The following is a 14,259-nucleotide window of genomic DNA, read 5'->3' on the forward strand; positions in this document are numbered from 1 at the left end:
CCGAATCAAAGGAATCTGAAATGGCAAAACGCATTTTTGAAGTCTACCGCTACGATCCGGACAAGGACGCGGCGCCGCGCATGCAGACGTACGAGCTCGAGATCAAGCACGAGCGCATGTTGCTGGACGCGCTGGTCAAGCTGAAGGCGCTGGACGAGACGCTGTCGTTCCGCCGTTCGTGCCGAGAAGGCGTGTGCGGTTCGGACGCGATGAACATCAACGGCAAGAACGGGCTCGCGTGCCTGACGAACCTGAACGACCTGCCGCAGAAGATCGTGCTGCGTCCGCTGCCGGGCCTGCCCGTCGTGCGCGACCTGATCGTCGACATGACGCACTTCTTCAACCAGTACCACTCGATCAAGCCGTACCTGATCAACGACGCGCCGCCGCCGGAGAAGGAACGTCTGCAGTCGCCGGAAGAGCGCGACGAGCTCGACGGCGTGTACGAGTGCATTCTGTGCGCAAGCTGCTCGACGTCGTGCCCGAGCTTCTGGTGGAACCCGGACAAGTTCGTCGGCCCGGCCGGCCTGCTGCAGGCTTACCGCTTCATCGCGGACAGCCGCGACACGGCTACCGGCGAGCGCCTGGACAACCTCGAAGACCCGTACCGTCTGTTCCGTTGCCATACGATCATGAACTGCGTCGACGTCTGCCCGAAGGGCCTGAACCCGACGAAGGCGATCGGCAAGATCAAGGAACTGATGGTCCGCCGCGCGGTTTAATGATGATGACCCCCAAGCTCACTTCGTTCGCCGCCCCCCGACGGGGCGTCGACGCCCTTGGGGCTGCCCTGCGGGTGTCTTTGTGATGAGCGACCACTCGCATCAATCCGACCCGCACCGCCGCGCGCGCCTTCGCTGGCGCGCCCGGCGGGGTCTGCTGGAGAACGACATCGTCTTCGAGCGTTTCTTCAGCCGATACGAGCATGACCTCACCGATGCAGACGTGGGCGCGTTGTCGCGCCTGCTCGATCTGAGCGACAACGACCTGATGGACTTGCTCCTCGCGCGCAAGGAACCAGAAGGCGACCTTGACAGCCCCGACGTTCACCGGCTGTTGGAGATGCTGCGCAACGTGTAACGCGTTACGCCCGTTATCGAATCCCGTTTCTTTATTTCGATTGAGGATGTGCCATGACTCCGTCTGATGTTAAAGCCACGCTATCGTTCAGCGACAATTCGCCGAGCGTCGAACTGCCGATCTACAAGGGCACGATGGGCCCGGACGTGATCGACATCCGCAAGCTGTACGGCCAGACCGGCAAGTTCACGTACGACCCGGGCTTCATGTCGACGGCGTCGTGCAATTCGGCGATCACGTACATCGACGGCGACAAGGGCGAGCTGCTGTATCGCGGCTACCCGATCGACAACCTCGCGCAGAACGCCGACTTCCTCGAGACCTGCTATCTGCTGCTGAAGGGCGAGCTGCCGAACGCAGCGCAGAAGAAGGAATTCGTCGACACCGTCACGAAGCACACGATGGTGCACGAGCAGATGCACTTCTTCTTCCGCGGCTTCCGCCGCGATGCGCACCCGATGGCGATCCTGGTCGCCGCGGTCGGCGCGCTGTCGGCGTTCTACCACGACTCGCTCGACATCAACGATCCGCGTCACCGTGAAGTGTCGGCGATCCGCATGATCGCGAAGCTGCCGACGCTCGTCGCGATGGCGTACAAGTACAGCATCGGCCAGCCGTTCGTCTATCCGAAGAACGATCTGTCGTACAGCGCGAACTTCATGCGGATGATGTTCTCGAATCCGTGCGAAGAGTATCAAGTCAACGACGTGCTCGTCCGCGCGCTCGACCGCATCCTGATCCTGCACGCCGATCACGAGCAGAACGCATCGACCTCGACGGTCCGTCTCGCGGGCTCGTCGGGGGCGAACCCGTTCGCGTGTATCGCAGCCGGTATCGCGTGTCTGTGGGGCCCGGCGCACGGCGGCGCGAACGAAGCCGCACTGAACATGCTCGAGCAGATCGGCACGCCGGAAAACATTCCCGAGTTCATCAAGCAGGTGAAGGACAAGAATTCGGGCGTGAAGCTGATGGGCTTCGGCCACCGCGTGTACAAGAACTACGATCCGCGCGCGAAGCTGATGCGCGAAACGTGCTACGAAGTGCTGAACGAACTCGGCCTGCACGACGATCCGCTGTTCAAGCTCGCGATGCAGCTCGAAAAGATCGCGCTGGAAGACGAATACTTCGTGTCGCGCAAGCTGTACCCGAACGTCGACTTCTACTCGGGCATCGTTCAGCGCGCGCTGGGCATCCCGACGTCGATGTTCACCTGCATCTTCGCGATGGCACGTACGGTCGGCTGGATCGCGCAGTGGAACGAAATGATCGCCGATCCGGAGCAGAAGATCGGTCGTCCGCGTCAGCTGTTCATCGGCGACACGCCGCGCGAAGCGAAGCCGCTGAACGCACGTTAAGCCGTGCACGACGCGAGCCGGCCGGGAGGCCGCTCGCGTCCGGCGCTTGCCGCATGCCGCACCCCGGTGGGTCGTCCCGCCGGGGTGTTTTCATTTGCGCGGCGTGCGTTTGCGCCGCTCGAGCGATGGCGGGCGCGTGTCGAGCGGCGGTGCGTCGGCGTCGGTGTCGGGCGCGCGGCCGCGTTGCGCGAAGTACTGCCGGTACGCGCCCGGTGTCATGCCGCGCGCCGCGAGAAACTGGCGATTGAAGTTCGCGGGATTCGGAATCCCGCAGCGCGCGGCGACCGTCGCGATCGGCCAGTCGGTCGCGACGAGATGGCGGCACGCATGCGCGATGCGCAAGCGCTGCACGTAGCGGCCGACGCTTTCGCCGAGATGGCGGACGAACATCCGCTGCAGCGTGCGTTCGGACAGATGCGCCACCGCGGCGAGCGCGCCGATGCGCAGCGGTTCGTGAAAGTGGCGGTCGATCGCATCGAGCACGCGGTCGAAGCGCTCGGCTTCGGGCGCGTCCGCGTCGCTGGCCGCGCGGCCGTCGTGCCGCTCGTAGGCCTGTGCGGTCGCGAGCGGTTCGCCGCCGGCTTCGGCGAGATCGGCGAGCGTATCGAGCGCCGCGGCGAGGCGCACGCGCGGCGACGGATCGAGCAGTCGCGGCAGCCTCGCGCGCATCGCGCGCGCGGTCTCCGTATCGAAGCGCAGGCCCGGCGCCGCGCGCCGCAGCAGCGAGCGCAGCGGCACGTATTCGGCGCAGCAGTCGGCGAGGCGCCGCACCCAGTCGCCGTCGAACCAGACGACGAGCGCGACTTCGGGCGCATCCGGATCGATGCGCGCGTTCGACGACCAGGTATGTGGAAGATTCGGCGGCACGAGGACGAGATCCTCGTCCGCATAGCGCGCGACGTGATCGCCGATGAAGCGCCGGCCGCGGCTGTTCAGCGTAAGCGTCAGCTCGTATTCCGGATGGCGGTGCCATTCGAACGGGATGCGCGCGAGCTGCCGGTGATACACGCGGATCGAACAGCCGGGAGCGAACGTCACGTGTTCGTATTGCGGTTTCATCGCGGGCTCCGGGCGAGGGCGGTCGCGGCGTCGTGGCATGATCGGATCGATCGTCACGACGGAGCGAAGCCATGTTTTCACATGTTTGCGTAGGCGTCAGCGATACCGCGCGCGCGTACGACTTCTATGCGCCGCTGTGCGCGGCACTCGGACTGCGGCTCAAGTTTCGCGAGCCGGACGGCTGGTGCGGCTGGATGCCGGCCGATACCGACCGCCCGCTGTTCTTCTTCGGTCGACCGCTCGACGATCGCGCGCCCGAACCGGGCAACGGCTACACGATCGCGTTCGACGCGCCGACGCGCGCGCACGTCGACCGCTGCCACGCACTCGCGCTGCAGCACGGCGGCATCTGTGAAGGGCCGCCCGGCCTGCGCCCGCACTATCACCGCGACTATTACGGCGCGTATTTCCGCGATCCGGACGGCAACAAGCTCTGCGTGGTCTGCCATCGGCCGGCGTGATGCGGCGTTGTCAGGATTGTATCGATTGTTGGCCGGATAGCGGTGAACATCGTGGCGCGCCGGGCTTACGCTGTCGACTCATCACGACACGCTTGAGCGAGGAGACAGCCATGCCCCTGACGATCGACGATCTGCCTGCCGCGATCCGCGCGGCGAAAACCGCGTTGCGCGCGAACCTGCCCGACTACGCGTCGGCGTTTCGCGAACTCGAAGGCGACATCGCGCGCCAGGTCGAGGCGATTCGGCGCGCGCACGCACACGGCCGCGACGTGATTCCGGTGCTGCAGTACACCGACATCGCGAACGGCGCGGTCGATCCGCACACGATCGCGGCGATTCGCACGCATGGCGCGGTCGTCGTGCGCGGCGTGTTCGAGCCGCGGCAGGCGCGCGACTGGAACGACGAGATCGGCGCCTATCTCGACGCGAACCGCTTTGCCGAGCGGCTGCACGCGCGCGCCGAAGACCGCTATTTCGGCAATCTCGCGTCGGGCAAGCCGCAGATCTACGGCGTGTACTGGTCGAAGCCGCAGATCGCCGCGCGGCAGTCGCCGGCGCTCACGCAGGCACGCATCTTCCTGAACCGGCTGTGGCGCCATGCGGACGGCGCACGCGTGCACTTCGATCCCGACCGCGTGCCGGCGTATGCGGACCGGATCCGGCGCCGGCCGCCCGGCTCGACGTCGCTCGGGCTGTCGCCGCACGTCGACGGCGGCTCCGTCGAGCGCTGGCTCGGCGCGAACTTCCGGCAGGTCTATCGTCACGTGCTGGCCGGACGCTGGCGCGACTACGATCCGTTCGATGCGGCGTTCCGGCCCGATGTGGAGGAGATTCCGTCGCCGGCCGTGTGCTCGATGTTCCGCACGTTTCAGGGCTGGACCGCACTGACGCCGCAAGGGCCGGGCGACGGCACGCTGCAGCTGATTCCGGTCGCGAACGCGATGGCGTATGTCGTGCTGCGTGCGCTGCAGGACGACGTCGCCGCCGACGACCTGTGCGGCGCGCGCCCCGGCCGCGCGCTGTCGATCCTGCCGGAGTGGCACGCGCTGCTGCTCGATGCGCTCGTGCCGATTCCGCACATGGAGCCGGGCGACGCGGTGTTCTGGCACGGCGACGTCGTGCATGCGGTCGAGGACGCGCATCGCGGCAGCGGCGACAGCAACGTGATGTACATCGCGGCCGCGCCCGGCTGCGCGAAGAACGATGCGTACCTGCGGCGTCAGTGGCCCGCGTTCGTGCGCGGCGAGAGCCCGCCCGATTTTCCGGCCGATCATTTCGAGGTCGAGTTCGACGGCCGCGCGCGCGAAGGCGATCTCAGTGGGCTCGGCCGCGCGCAGATGGGGGCCGATCTCGGCGCGTAGTCGGCGCGCAACCGGCACGTCGCCGTCCCGCGTCGGCCGTTCGTACGAATGCGCACCGCGTGTCTCGGACGGTGACTGTTCGGCGTATCCGCCGAATCGGCTGCGCGCCGCGCGCAATTCGACGCAATCGGCTGCGAGCGCGCGCCAAATCGACGCGAATTGCGCAATTTGGCTTCCGATAATGGTCCGAACCAACGCAAGCCGTGCCGCGCGACGCGATGCGCGGCGATGACCCTGGAGAAGCCGATGCAATTCACGCAAGCGATCGTTCGCCGCCCCGCGCCGACCTGTGGCGCGGGTATCACCACGGCCGCGCTCGGCGCGCCCGACTACGACAAGACGCTCGCGCAGTTCGACGCATACTGCGACGTGCTGCGCGCGCTCGGCGTCGCGGTGACCGAGCTGCCGCCGCTGCCCGCGTTTCCCGATGCCCATTTCGTCGAGGACGTCGCAGTCGTGACGCCCGAGTTCGCGGTGATCACGCGGCCCGGTGCGCCTGCGCGGCGCGGCGAGACCGTGCACATCGAGACGGCGCTCGCCGCGCATCGCGACCTGCTGCCGATGCGCGCCGGCCGCCTCGACGGCGGCGACGTGATGCTCGTCGGCAAGCGCTTCCATATCGGCCTGACGAGCCGCACCGACGCGGAAGGCATCGCCGAGTTGGACTCGCTGGTGTCGCGCTACGGTTATTCGGTCGTCGCGGTGCCGGTGGCCGCCGGCCTGCATCTGAAGTCGGTCGTCAACGCGCTCGGCGACGACACGCTGCTCGTCACCGAAGCGCTCGCCGCGCATCCGGCCTTCGCCGGGTATCGACGGATCGCGATCCGCGCCGAGGACGAATATGCGGGCAACACGCTGCGCGTGAACGGCACGCTGATCACGCCGGCCGGCTACCCGCGCGTGCACGACGCGATTGCACCGCTCGGCCTGCCGCTGCATGTGATCGACACGAGCGAGTTCCGCAAGATGGACGGCGGCCTCACGTGTCTGTCGCTGCGGTTCTAGCCGATTGGCGCGCAGTCGCGTCGGCCGGATAATGTGGCCCGCGCGGAACCGGAGCAGGCGTTCCGCGCACCAGCCACGACCCGACCGGAGCGAATGCGGATGACGGACAAGAAGATGCAGCTCGACAAGATCGATCTCCGGATCCTCGACATCCTGCGCACCGACGGCCGGATTTCGTACCGGAAGCTCTCGGAACTCGTGAATCTCACGCCGCGTCCGTGTCAGGCACGCGTGGAACGGCTCGAGGCGCTCGGCGTGATCGCGGGTTACCGCGCGGTGATCAACGCGCCGCGCGCGACCAAGCCGATCGTCGTGATCGCGCAGATCGTGCTGGCCGATCACGGACGTTCGCAGGCGCCGTTCGAGGACGAGATGCGCGCGAATCCGGCCGTGCTCGATTGCTGGCTCGTCAGCGGCACGTTCGATTTCGTCGTGCGGATCGCGTGCGAGGATCTGGACGAATACCGCCGAATCGCGAATGCGTGGCTCGACAGCCCGCGGTTCCGGATCGAGAAGATCGTGACGACGGCCGAGCTGCAGGCGATCAAGCGCAGCGTCGTTTGACGCGATCGCGCGCCGCGCCGTCGCGCCGAGTACTGGTTCTCGCCGATCAAGGTCGTTACCGTCGTCGCTTTCATCGCGGCGGGGCTGCTAATCGCGGCCGGCGTGATCGGCAGCGGGCATCCGGTCGGCTGGCGCAATTTCACGACGGGCGATGCGCCGTTCGTCGGCGGCTCGCATGCGATGATGAGCGTCGCGCTGATCGCGGTATTCTCGTTTCTCGGCACGGAGCTTGTCGGAATCACGGCCGGCGAATCGGCGAACCCACGCAAGACGATCCCGCGCGCGGTGAAGCAGATCTTCTGGCGCATCATGCTGTTCTATGTGCTCGCGATCTTCGTGATCGGGCTGCTGGTGCCGTAGACCGATCCCAACCTGCTCAAGAGCGACGTGACCGACATCGGCGTGAGCCCGTTCACGCTTGTGTTCAGCGACGCGGGCTTTCCGCTCGCCGCCGGCGCGATGAATCTCGTGATCCTCACGGCGGTGCTGTCGGCCGGCAACTCCGGCACGTATGCGGCGACGCGGATGCTCTACAACCTCGCTGCCGAGGGCCGCGCGCCCGCGATGTTCGCGACGCTGTCGCCGGGCGGCGTGCCGCGCAATGCGCTCTACGCGACGATGGCGGTCGGCGGACTCTGTTTCCTGACGTCGCTGGCCAGCAATCAGAGCATCTATCTCTGGCTGCTCAATACGGTCGGCATTACCGGCTTCATCGCGTGGCTCGGTATCGCGGTCTGCCATTACCGGTTCCGCAAGGGCTTCGTGAAGCAGGGGCACCGGCTCGACGAGCTGCCGTACCGCGCGAAGTGGTTCCCGTTCGGGCCGCTGTTCGCGATCGCGGTCTGCATCGCGATCTCGCTCGGGCAGGATTACCAGGCGTTCTTCGCGCCGCGCATCGACTGGACGGAGGTGCTGTCGATCTATGTGTGGATTCCGCTGTTCGTCGCGATCTGGTATGCGTATCGCCGCGCGCACAAGAGCCGGCTCGTGCGCTACGACGAGATGGAGATCGGTCCGTGGTTGACGCGCGCAGTGGATGAGCGCGCGGAAACGCAGGCGCGCGCGGACGGCGCATAACGTGCGGCCCGCCGCCGGCAGCGCTACGCGTCCAGCTCGGGGTAGTGGCGGAAGATCCCCATGTCGTTGAAGGGGATGCGGCGTTCCGACGCGAGATAGCGCGCAATCGGCGGATGCTGCTCGACGCGATCGCGCAGGGCGACGAGCCCTGCGATCTTTTTCTCCTCGCGCTTCATCGCCTTCGGGAACGCATAACGCAGCCCTTCGATCAGCTGGAACGTCGACAGATCCGCATAGCTGAGCGCGTTGCCGGCGAGGTAGCCGCTCTTGTGCGGATTCTGCGCGAGTACGCGCTCGAAGTAACCGAGAAACTTCGGCAGGCGATGCGCGAGGAAATCGGCCGAGCGCTCGGCGGCTTCCGCTTTCTGATCCTCGTAGTACAGACCGCTGCCGATCGGGTGGTGCGTATCGTGAATCTCGGTGACGAAGTCGGCGATGGTCAACTGCAGCTGATGCACCCACAACCGTCCCGCTTCGTCGTCGGGCGCGAGGCCGAGCCGCGTGCCGAGAAACAGCAGAATGTTCGCCGTCTGCCCGATCACGATGTCGCCGGCTTTCAGAAACGGCGGCGCGAACGGCACGCATTCGGCCTTCGTGCTGTCCATCATCCGCATCATGGCCGACACGCCCATGCCGCGCCCCGACTCGCGCGCGACGTCGACGTAGTCCGCTTCGGCCGCTTCGAGCGCGAGCCGCACATATTCGCCTCGGCCCTGGATCTCGGGCCAGTAATAGAGTTCATATCGCATGCCGTTCTCCTGCCCGACGCCGCGGGCGTCGCGAAATCATGATGGCGCGGTGCGCATGGGCCCACGCCGTGCGAATAGACAGTCTAGGCAATCGCGAAGAAATTGCTGCGCGCGCGACGACGTGCGACATGTATGCGGTCGGTGTCATTCGCACGACTTCGCATTTTTCATGAAGCAGAATCCATTGACTTCCTCACGCAGAAAATTCCTGGAGGTTGCGGGGGCCGCGCCGCTGCTGAGCGCATGCGGTGGCGACGACGTCGCATGGGTGCCCGTGACCGATGCCGCGCTGGCTGCACAGATGTCCGCGAAGCTGAATGCGCAGCTCGGCGATGCCGCAACGGTCGACGCGATGCTGCCGGTGACGGATACGTGTTGCCGGCGCTTACGGCCGGCCGGCAAACGTCGCCGCGATGGCGGGGAAGCGCAGCGCGCGGCCGCCTCGGCCGCGTCGCGCGCTTCGTGCCCCGTTTGCCGGGTAATGCCGATACAGGTATTGGCACTACCAGCCAAACCACTGTTTTTAATGGGTTTTTCGGCGTTTCGCGTGCGCCGTTGCGCGTTCTGCGTGGCATAATCGACCGCATCCGCAAGGCTTGATGTCACAACGACCCCGCATACCCATGGCACAGACTCTCTACGACAAACTGTGGAATTCCCACGTCGTCCACACCGAGGAAGACGGCACGGCATTGCTGTATATCGACCGTCAACTGCTGCATGAAGTCACGAGCCCGCAGGCGTTCGAAGGGCTGAAGATCGCGCAGCGTCCGGTGTGGCGCATCAGCGCGAACCTGGCCGTGTCCGACCACAACGTGCCGACCACCGATCGCAGCCACGGTATCGCCGATCCCGTCTCGAAGCTGCAGGTCGACACGCTCGACGCGAACTGCGATGCGTTCGGCATCACGCAGTTCAAGATGAACGACGTGCGTCAGGGCATCGTGCACATCATCGGGCCGGAGCAGGGCGCGACGCTGCCGGGCATGACGATCGTGTGCGGCGATTCGCACACGTCGACGCACGGCGCGTTCGGCGCGCTCGCGCACGGCATCGGCACGTCGGAAGTCGAGCACGTGCTCGCGACGCAAACTTTGCTGCAGAAGAAGAGCAAGAACATGCTCGTGAAGGTCGAGGGCGCACTGCCGCGCGGCTGCACCGCGAAGGACATCGTGCTCGCGATCATCGGCAAGATCGGCACGGCAGGCGGCACCGGCTATGCGATCGAATTCGGCGGCTCGACGATCCGCGCGCTGTCGATGGAAGGCCGGATGACGGTCTGCAACATGGCGATCGAAGCCGGCGCGCGCGCGGGCATGGTCGCCGTCGACGACACGACGATCGACTACCTGAAGGGCCGTCCGTTCGTGCCGAGCGGCGCGGAATGGGATCAGGCCGTCGAATACTGGCGCCAGTTCAAGTCGGACGAAGGCGCGCATTTCGATCGCGTCGTCGAGCTGAACGCGGCGGAGATCGTCCCGCAAGTCACGTGGGGCACGTCGCCGGAAATGGTCACGTCGATCGACGGTCGCGTGCCCGATCCCGAGCGCGAGAAGGATCCGGTCAAGCGCGACGCGATGGAGCGCGCGCTCGCCTACATGGCGCTCGAACCGAACACGCCGATCGAATCGATCAAGGTCGACAAGATCTTCATCGGCTCGTGCACGAACGCGCGCATCGAGGACATCCGCGCGGCCGCGTACGTCGTGAAGAAGCTGAACCGCCGCGTCGCATCGAACGTGCGGCTTGCGATGGTCGTGCCGGGCTCGGGCCTCGTGAAGGCGCAGGCCGAGCGCGAAGGCCTCGACAAGGTGTTTACCGATGCGGGCTTCGAATGGCGCGAGCCGGGCTGCTCGATGTGTCTGGCGATGAACGCCGACCGCCTCGAGCCGGGCGAGCGCTGCGCCTCGACGTCGAACCGCAACTTCGAAGGCCGGCAGGGCGCGGGCGGCCGCACGCACCTCGTCAGCCCCGCGATGGCGGCGGCCGCGGCGATCGAAGGCCATTTCGTCGACATTCGCAAGCTGGGGTAACGCGTGACGGCATCGAAATGGGTTGCGCGGCTCGCTGCCGCGCTGGCGCTCGCGGGGCTCGGCTTCGGCCTTGCGGGCTGCAACACCGTCCGAGGCTTCGGCGAGGACGTCAATGCCGCCGGCAGCGCACTGAAGCGCGCCGCGGAGTGACACCGCCGAGAATTTGTCGATGTGCGCCGGCCGCGGGCCGGCCCTTCAACCGGATAGACGGATCATGGAAAAATTCACTGTGCATACCGGCGTCGTGGCGCCGCTCGATCGCGAGAACGTCGACACCGACGCGATCATTCCGAAGCAGTTCCTGAAGTCGATCAAGCGCACGGGCTTCGGCCCGAACGCGTTCGACGAGTGGCGCTATCTCGATCACGGCGAGCCCGGGCAGGACAACTCGAAGCGTCCGCTGAACCCGGACTTCGTGCTGAACCAGCCGCGCTACCAGGGCGCGTCGATTCTCGTCACGCGCAAGAACTTCGGCTGCGGCAGCTCGCGCGAGCACGCGCCGTGGGCGCTGCAGCAGTACGGCTTCCGCGCGATCATCGCGCCGAGCTTCGCGGACATCTTCTTCAACAACTGCTTCAAGAACGGGCTGCTGCCGATCGTGCTGACCGAGCAGCAGGTCGATCATCTGATCAACGAGACGGTCGCGTTCAACGGCTATCAGCTGACGATCGATCTCGAGGCGCAGGTCGTGCGCGCGCCGGACGGCCGCGAGTATCCGTTCGAGATCACCGCGTTCCGCAAGTACTGCCTGCTGAACGGCTTCGACGACATCGGCCTCACGCTGCGTCACGCGGACAAGATCCGCCAGTTCGAAGCGGAGCGGCTCGCGAAGCAGCCGTGGCTCAACAACAAGCTGGTCGGCTGAAGTCGTCCTTCGGGCGGGCGCGCGCGCCGCGCGTTCGCCCGCCAGCCATCATCCCTTATTCAGTCAGGAACAACGCATGAAGATTGCAGTGCTGCCGGGCGACGGCATCGGTCCGGAAATCGTCACCGAAGCGGTGAAGGTGCTGAACGCACTCGACGAGAAGTTCGAACTCGAACAGGCGCCGGTCGGCGGCGCGGGCTACGAGGCGAGTGGTCATCCGCTGCCGGACGCGACGCTGAAGCTCGCGAAGGAAGCCGACGCGATCCTGTTCGGCGCGGTCGGCGACTGGAAGTACGACTCGCTCGAACGCGCGCTGCGTCCCGAGCAGGCGATTCTCGGGCTGCGCAAGCACCTCGAGCTGTTCGCGAACTTCCGTCCGGCGATCTGCTATCCGCAGCTCGTCGACGCGTCGCCGCTGAAGCCCGAACTCGTCGCTGGCCTCGACATCCTGATCGTGCGCGAACTGAACGGCGATATCTATTTCGGCCAGCCGCGCGGCGTGCGGGCAGCGCCGGACGGCCCGTTCGCCGGTGAGCGCGAAGGCTTCGACACGATGCGCTATTCGGAGCCGGAAGTGCGCCGCATCGCGCACGTCGCGTTCCAGGCCGCGCAAAAGCGCGCGAAGAAGCTGCTGTCGGTCGACAAGTCGAACGTGCTCGAGACGTCGCAGTTCTGGCGCGACATCATGATCGACGTGTCGAAGGAATACGCGGACGTCGAGCTGTCGCACATGTACGTCGACAACGCGGCGATGCAGCTCGCAAAGGCGCCGAAGCAGTTCGACGTGATCGTCACCGGCAACATGTTCGGCGACATCCTGTCGGATGAAGCGTCGATGCTGACGGGTTCGATCGGCATGCTGCCGTCGGCGTCGCTCGACAAGAACAACAAGGGTCTGTACGAGCCGTCGCACGGTTCGGCGCCGGACATCGCAGGCAAGGGCATCGCGAATCCGCTCGCGACGATCCTGTCGGCCGCAATGCTGCTGCGCTATTCGCTGAATCGCGCCGAGCAGGCCGACCGCATCGAGCGCGCGGTCAAAACGGTGCTCGAACAGGGCTACCGCACCGGCGACATCGCGACGCCGGGCTGCAAGCAGGTCGGCACGGCGGCGATGGGCGACGCAGTGGTCGCGGCGCTCTGAGCGGCCGGCAAGTCACGATGTAGAAAGGGCGCGAACGGGCCGAAAAAATCGGTTCGTTCGCGCACGGTTGGCCGTTGTGCGGGCAACCGGCTTTGTGTAGACTCGAACGATGGCGCTGATTTCCCTGATCTCCCCGGTCCTGAAACTCCACGGCAACACTGCCCGTGCGGGTGCGCGCGCCATCGTCATCACGAAAACCATTACCACGAAAACGATCATTAAACGCTGATCGTCCGTCGTGCCCGCCTGTTTCCCCGCGCGGTCACGCCGGGGGCGGAAATGGCGGGGAAGCTCCATTCAAAGGGTTAGTCATGAACGTAGGTCTCGTAGGTTGGCGCGGCATGGTCGGCAGCGTCCTGATGCAGCGCATGCAGGAAGAGGGCGATTTCGACCTGATCGAACCGGTGTTTTTCAGCACCAGCAACTCGGGCGGCAAGGCACCGTCGTTCGCGAAAAACGAGACCACGCTGAAGGACGCGACCAACGTCGACGAACTGAAGAAGTGCGACGTCATCATCACGTGCCAGGGCGGCGACTACACGAACGACGTGTTCCCGAAGCTGCGCGCGGCGGGCTGGAACGGCTACTGGATCGATGCGGCTTCGTCGCTGCGGATGAAGGACGACGCGGTCATCATCCTCGATCCGGTGAACCTCGACGTGATCAAGGACGCGCTCGTCAAGGGCACGAAGAACTTCATCGGCGGCAACTGCACGGTCAGCCTGATGCTGATGGCGCTCGGCGGCCTGTTCCGCGAGAACCTCGTCGACTGGATGACGGCCATGACGTATCAGGCCGCGTCGGGCGCGGGCGCGCAGAACATGCGTGAACTGCTGTCGCAGATGGGCGCGCTGCACGGCGCGGTGCAGCAGCAGCTCGCCGATCCGGCATCGGCGATCCTCGACATCGATCGCCGCGTGCTGGCCACGATGAACAGCGACGCGATGCCGACGAGCCATTTCGGCGTGCCGCTCGCGGGTTCGCTGATTCCGTGGATCGACAAGGATCTCGGCAACGGCATGTCCAAGGAAGAATGGAAGGGCGGCGCGGAAACGAACAAGATCCTCGGCAAGCCGGCGATGGGCGAGCCGGGCTCGATCCCGGTCGACGGGCTGTGCGTGCGGATCGGCGCAATGCGCTGCCACTCGCAGGCGCTGACGATCAAGCTGAAGAAGGACGTGCCGCTCGACGAGATCGACGGCATTCTCGCGTCGGCGAACGACTGGGTGAAGGTCGTGCCGAACGAGCGCGAAGCGTCGATGCACGATCTGTCGCCGGCGAAGGTCACCGGCACGCTGACCGTGCCGGTCGGCCGTCTGCGCAAGCTCGCGATGGGCGGCGAATACCTGTCGGCGTTTACGGTCGGCGATCAACTGCTGTGGGGCGCGGCCGAACCGCTGCGCCGTATGCTGCGCATCCTGCTCGACAAGTAAGACGTGATCGCGCGCCGGCCGGCGCGCGATGCGACGCGCCTGCGTGCCTTCAACGGGCCGCAGGCGCGTTTTT

16 protein-coding genes and 1 pseudogene are annotated in these 14,259 nt (G+C 66.0%); 15 read left to right on the top strand and 2 right to left on the bottom strand.

What is annotated here, in order from left to right:
• Positions 1-20 precede the first annotated feature (20 nt).
• The 3 genes from NP80_RS05975 to gltA all read left to right on the top strand — a co-directional run bounded on the left by NP80_RS05975 (position 21) and on the right by gltA (position 2,435).
• Positions 21-722 (top strand): succinate dehydrogenase iron-sulfur subunit, encoded by a 702-nt coding sequence (locus NP80_RS05975; protein ID WP_006399548.1) that lies wholly within the window; start codon positions 21-23, stop codon positions 720-722.
• 85 nt (positions 723-807) lie between these two features.
• Positions 808-1,080 carry an FAD assembly factor SdhE gene (locus NP80_RS05980; RefSeq protein WP_012467863.1) on the top strand — a complete coding sequence of 91 codons (273 nt, stop codon included), beginning with the start codon at positions 808-810 and terminating at the stop codon, positions 1,078-1,080.
• Positions 1,081-1,133: 53 nt separating this feature from the next.
• On the top strand, positions 1,134-2,435 hold the full coding sequence (gltA, locus tag NP80_RS05985) for a citrate synthase (protein ID WP_006399550.1): 1,302 nt from the start codon (positions 1,134-1,136) through the stop codon (positions 2,433-2,435).
• A gap of 90 nt (positions 2,436-2,525) precedes the next feature.
• On the opposite strand, the gene NP80_RS05990 is transcribed toward gltA, so the two are convergent.
• Positions 2,526-3,494, bottom strand: a complete 969-nt coding sequence (locus NP80_RS05990; RefSeq protein WP_035946699.1) for a helix-turn-helix domain-containing protein — start codon at positions 3,492-3,494, stop codon at positions 2,526-2,528.
• A 71-nt stretch (positions 3,495-3,565) separates the two neighbouring features.
• Between NP80_RS05990 and NP80_RS05995 the strand changes: the two genes are divergently transcribed.
• The 5 genes and pseudogenes from NP80_RS05995 to NP80_RS06015 form a co-directional block, all read left to right on the top strand.
• The gene (locus NP80_RS05995) at positions 3,566-3,955 is read left to right on the top strand and encodes a VOC family protein (protein ID WP_006409994.1); all 390 of its coding nucleotides are present in this window, start codon (positions 3,566-3,568) and stop codon (positions 3,953-3,955) included.
• A 110-nt stretch (positions 3,956-4,065) separates the two neighbouring features.
• Entirely contained in the window at positions 4,066-5,316 is a 1,251-nt protein-coding gene (locus tag NP80_RS06000) for a DUF1479 domain-containing protein (protein ID WP_006409985.1), read from the top strand.
• 246 nt (positions 5,317-5,562) lie between these two features.
• The gene (locus NP80_RS06005) at positions 5,563-6,321 is read left to right on the top strand and encodes a dimethylarginine dimethylaminohydrolase family protein (RefSeq protein WP_006409987.1); all 759 of its coding nucleotides are present in this window, start codon (positions 5,563-5,565) and stop codon (positions 6,319-6,321) included.
• A 99-nt stretch (positions 6,322-6,420) separates the two neighbouring features.
• Positions 6,421-6,885 (top strand): Lrp/AsnC family transcriptional regulator, encoded by a 465-nt coding sequence (locus NP80_RS06010; protein WP_006404029.1) that lies wholly within the window; start codon positions 6,421-6,423, stop codon positions 6,883-6,885.
• Positions 6,886-6,909: 24 nt separating this feature from the next.
• Positions 6,910-7,962: pseudogene (locus NP80_RS06015) on the top strand (amino acid permease); the annotation flags it as partial.
• 23 nt (positions 7,963-7,985) lie between these two features.
• Here NP80_RS06015 and NP80_RS06020 read toward each other — a convergent pair.
• The gene (locus NP80_RS06020; protein WP_006404027.1) at positions 7,986-8,711 is read right to left on the bottom strand and encodes a glutathione S-transferase; all 726 of its coding nucleotides are present in this window, start codon (positions 8,709-8,711) and stop codon (positions 7,986-7,988) included.
• A gap of 169 nt (positions 8,712-8,880) precedes the next feature.
• Between NP80_RS06020 and NP80_RS31685 the strand changes: the two genes are divergently transcribed.
• The 7 genes from NP80_RS31685 to asd all read left to right on the top strand — a co-directional run bounded on the left by NP80_RS31685 (position 8,881) and on the right by asd (position 14,186).
• Entirely contained in the window at positions 8,881-9,288 is a 408-nt protein-coding gene (locus tag NP80_RS31685; protein WP_223852660.1) for a hypothetical protein, read from the top strand.
• A 46-nt stretch (positions 9,289-9,334) separates the two neighbouring features.
• Positions 9,335-10,744, top strand: a complete 1,410-nt coding sequence (gene leuC, locus NP80_RS06025; RefSeq protein WP_006404024.1) for a 3-isopropylmalate dehydratase large subunit — start codon at positions 9,335-9,337, stop codon at positions 10,742-10,744.
• Between the two features lie 3 nt (positions 10,745-10,747).
• Complete coding sequence (locus NP80_RS06030; protein WP_006399579.1) at positions 10,748-10,894, top strand: entericidin A/B family lipoprotein; 147 nt, start codon at positions 10,748-10,750, stop codon at positions 10,892-10,894.
• Between the two features lie 64 nt (positions 10,895-10,958).
• Positions 10,959-11,609, top strand: coding sequence for a 3-isopropylmalate dehydratase small subunit (leuD, locus tag NP80_RS06035; RefSeq protein WP_035487860.1), 651 nt, complete (start codon positions 10,959-10,961; stop codon positions 11,607-11,609).
• Between the two features lie 76 nt (positions 11,610-11,685).
• Positions 11,686-12,753 carry a 3-isopropylmalate dehydrogenase gene (leuB, locus tag NP80_RS06040; protein WP_006399581.1) on the top strand — a complete coding sequence of 356 codons (1,068 nt, stop codon included), beginning with the start codon at positions 11,686-11,688 and terminating at the stop codon, positions 12,751-12,753.
• Positions 12,754-12,862: 109 nt separating this feature from the next.
• On the top strand, positions 12,863-12,982 hold the full coding sequence (locus tag NP80_RS31690) for a hypothetical protein (protein WP_006756675.1): 120 nt from the start codon (positions 12,863-12,865) through the stop codon (positions 12,980-12,982).
• 82 nt (positions 12,983-13,064) lie between these two features.
• Positions 13,065-14,186 (top strand): aspartate-semialdehyde dehydrogenase, encoded by a 1,122-nt coding sequence (asd, locus tag NP80_RS06050; RefSeq protein ID WP_035946691.1) that lies wholly within the window; start codon positions 13,065-13,067, stop codon positions 14,184-14,186.
• Positions 14,187-14,259: the final 73 nt, after the last annotated feature.

This window comes from Burkholderia multivorans ATCC BAA-247, assembly GCF_000959525.1.
GTDB classification, from domain to species: domain Bacteria; phylum Pseudomonadota; class Gammaproteobacteria; order Burkholderiales; family Burkholderiaceae; genus Burkholderia; species Burkholderia multivorans.

What these genes read in the sequence shown, in the direction of transcription:
- NP80_RS05975 (WP_006399548.1), top strand. Translation starts at nt 21, where the DNA reads ATGGCAAAACGCATTTTTGAAGTCTACCGCTACGATCCGGACAAGGAC.
- NP80_RS05980 (WP_012467863.1), top strand. Translation starts at nt 808, where the DNA reads ATGAGCGACCACTCGCATCAATCCGACCCGCACCGCCGCGCGCGCCTT.
- gltA (WP_006399550.1), top strand. Translation starts at nt 1,134, where the DNA reads ATGACTCCGTCTGATGTTAAAGCCACGCTATCGTTCAGCGACAATTCG.
- NP80_RS05990 (WP_035946699.1), bottom strand. Translation starts at nt 3,494, where the DNA reads ATGAAACCGCAATACGAACACGTGACGTTCGCTCCCGGCTGTTCGATC.
- NP80_RS05995 (WP_006409994.1), top strand. Translation starts at nt 3,566, where the DNA reads ATGTTTTCACATGTTTGCGTAGGCGTCAGCGATACCGCGCGCGCGTAC.
- NP80_RS06000 (WP_006409985.1), top strand. Translation starts at nt 4,066, where the DNA reads ATGCCCCTGACGATCGACGATCTGCCTGCCGCGATCCGCGCGGCGAAA.
- NP80_RS06005 (WP_006409987.1), top strand. Translation starts at nt 5,563, where the DNA reads ATGCAATTCACGCAAGCGATCGTTCGCCGCCCCGCGCCGACCTGTGGC.
- NP80_RS06010 (WP_006404029.1), top strand. Translation starts at nt 6,421, where the DNA reads ATGACGGACAAGAAGATGCAGCTCGACAAGATCGATCTCCGGATCCTC.
- NP80_RS06020 (WP_006404027.1), bottom strand. Translation starts at nt 8,711, where the DNA reads ATGCGATATGAACTCTATTACTGGCCCGAGATCCAGGGCCGAGGCGAA.
- NP80_RS31685 (WP_223852660.1), top strand. Translation starts at nt 8,881, where the DNA reads ATGAAGCAGAATCCATTGACTTCCTCACGCAGAAAATTCCTGGAGGTT.
- leuC (WP_006404024.1), top strand. Translation starts at nt 9,335, where the DNA reads ATGGCACAGACTCTCTACGACAAACTGTGGAATTCCCACGTCGTCCAC.
- leuD (WP_035487860.1), top strand. Translation starts at nt 10,959, where the DNA reads ATGGAAAAATTCACTGTGCATACCGGCGTCGTGGCGCCGCTCGATCGC.
- leuB (WP_006399581.1), top strand. Translation starts at nt 11,686, where the DNA reads ATGAAGATTGCAGTGCTGCCGGGCGACGGCATCGGTCCGGAAATCGTC.
- NP80_RS31690 (WP_006756675.1), top strand. Translation starts at nt 12,863, where the DNA reads ATGGCGCTGATTTCCCTGATCTCCCCGGTCCTGAAACTCCACGGCAAC.
- asd (WP_035946691.1), top strand. Translation starts at nt 13,065, where the DNA reads ATGAACGTAGGTCTCGTAGGTTGGCGCGGCATGGTCGGCAGCGTCCTG.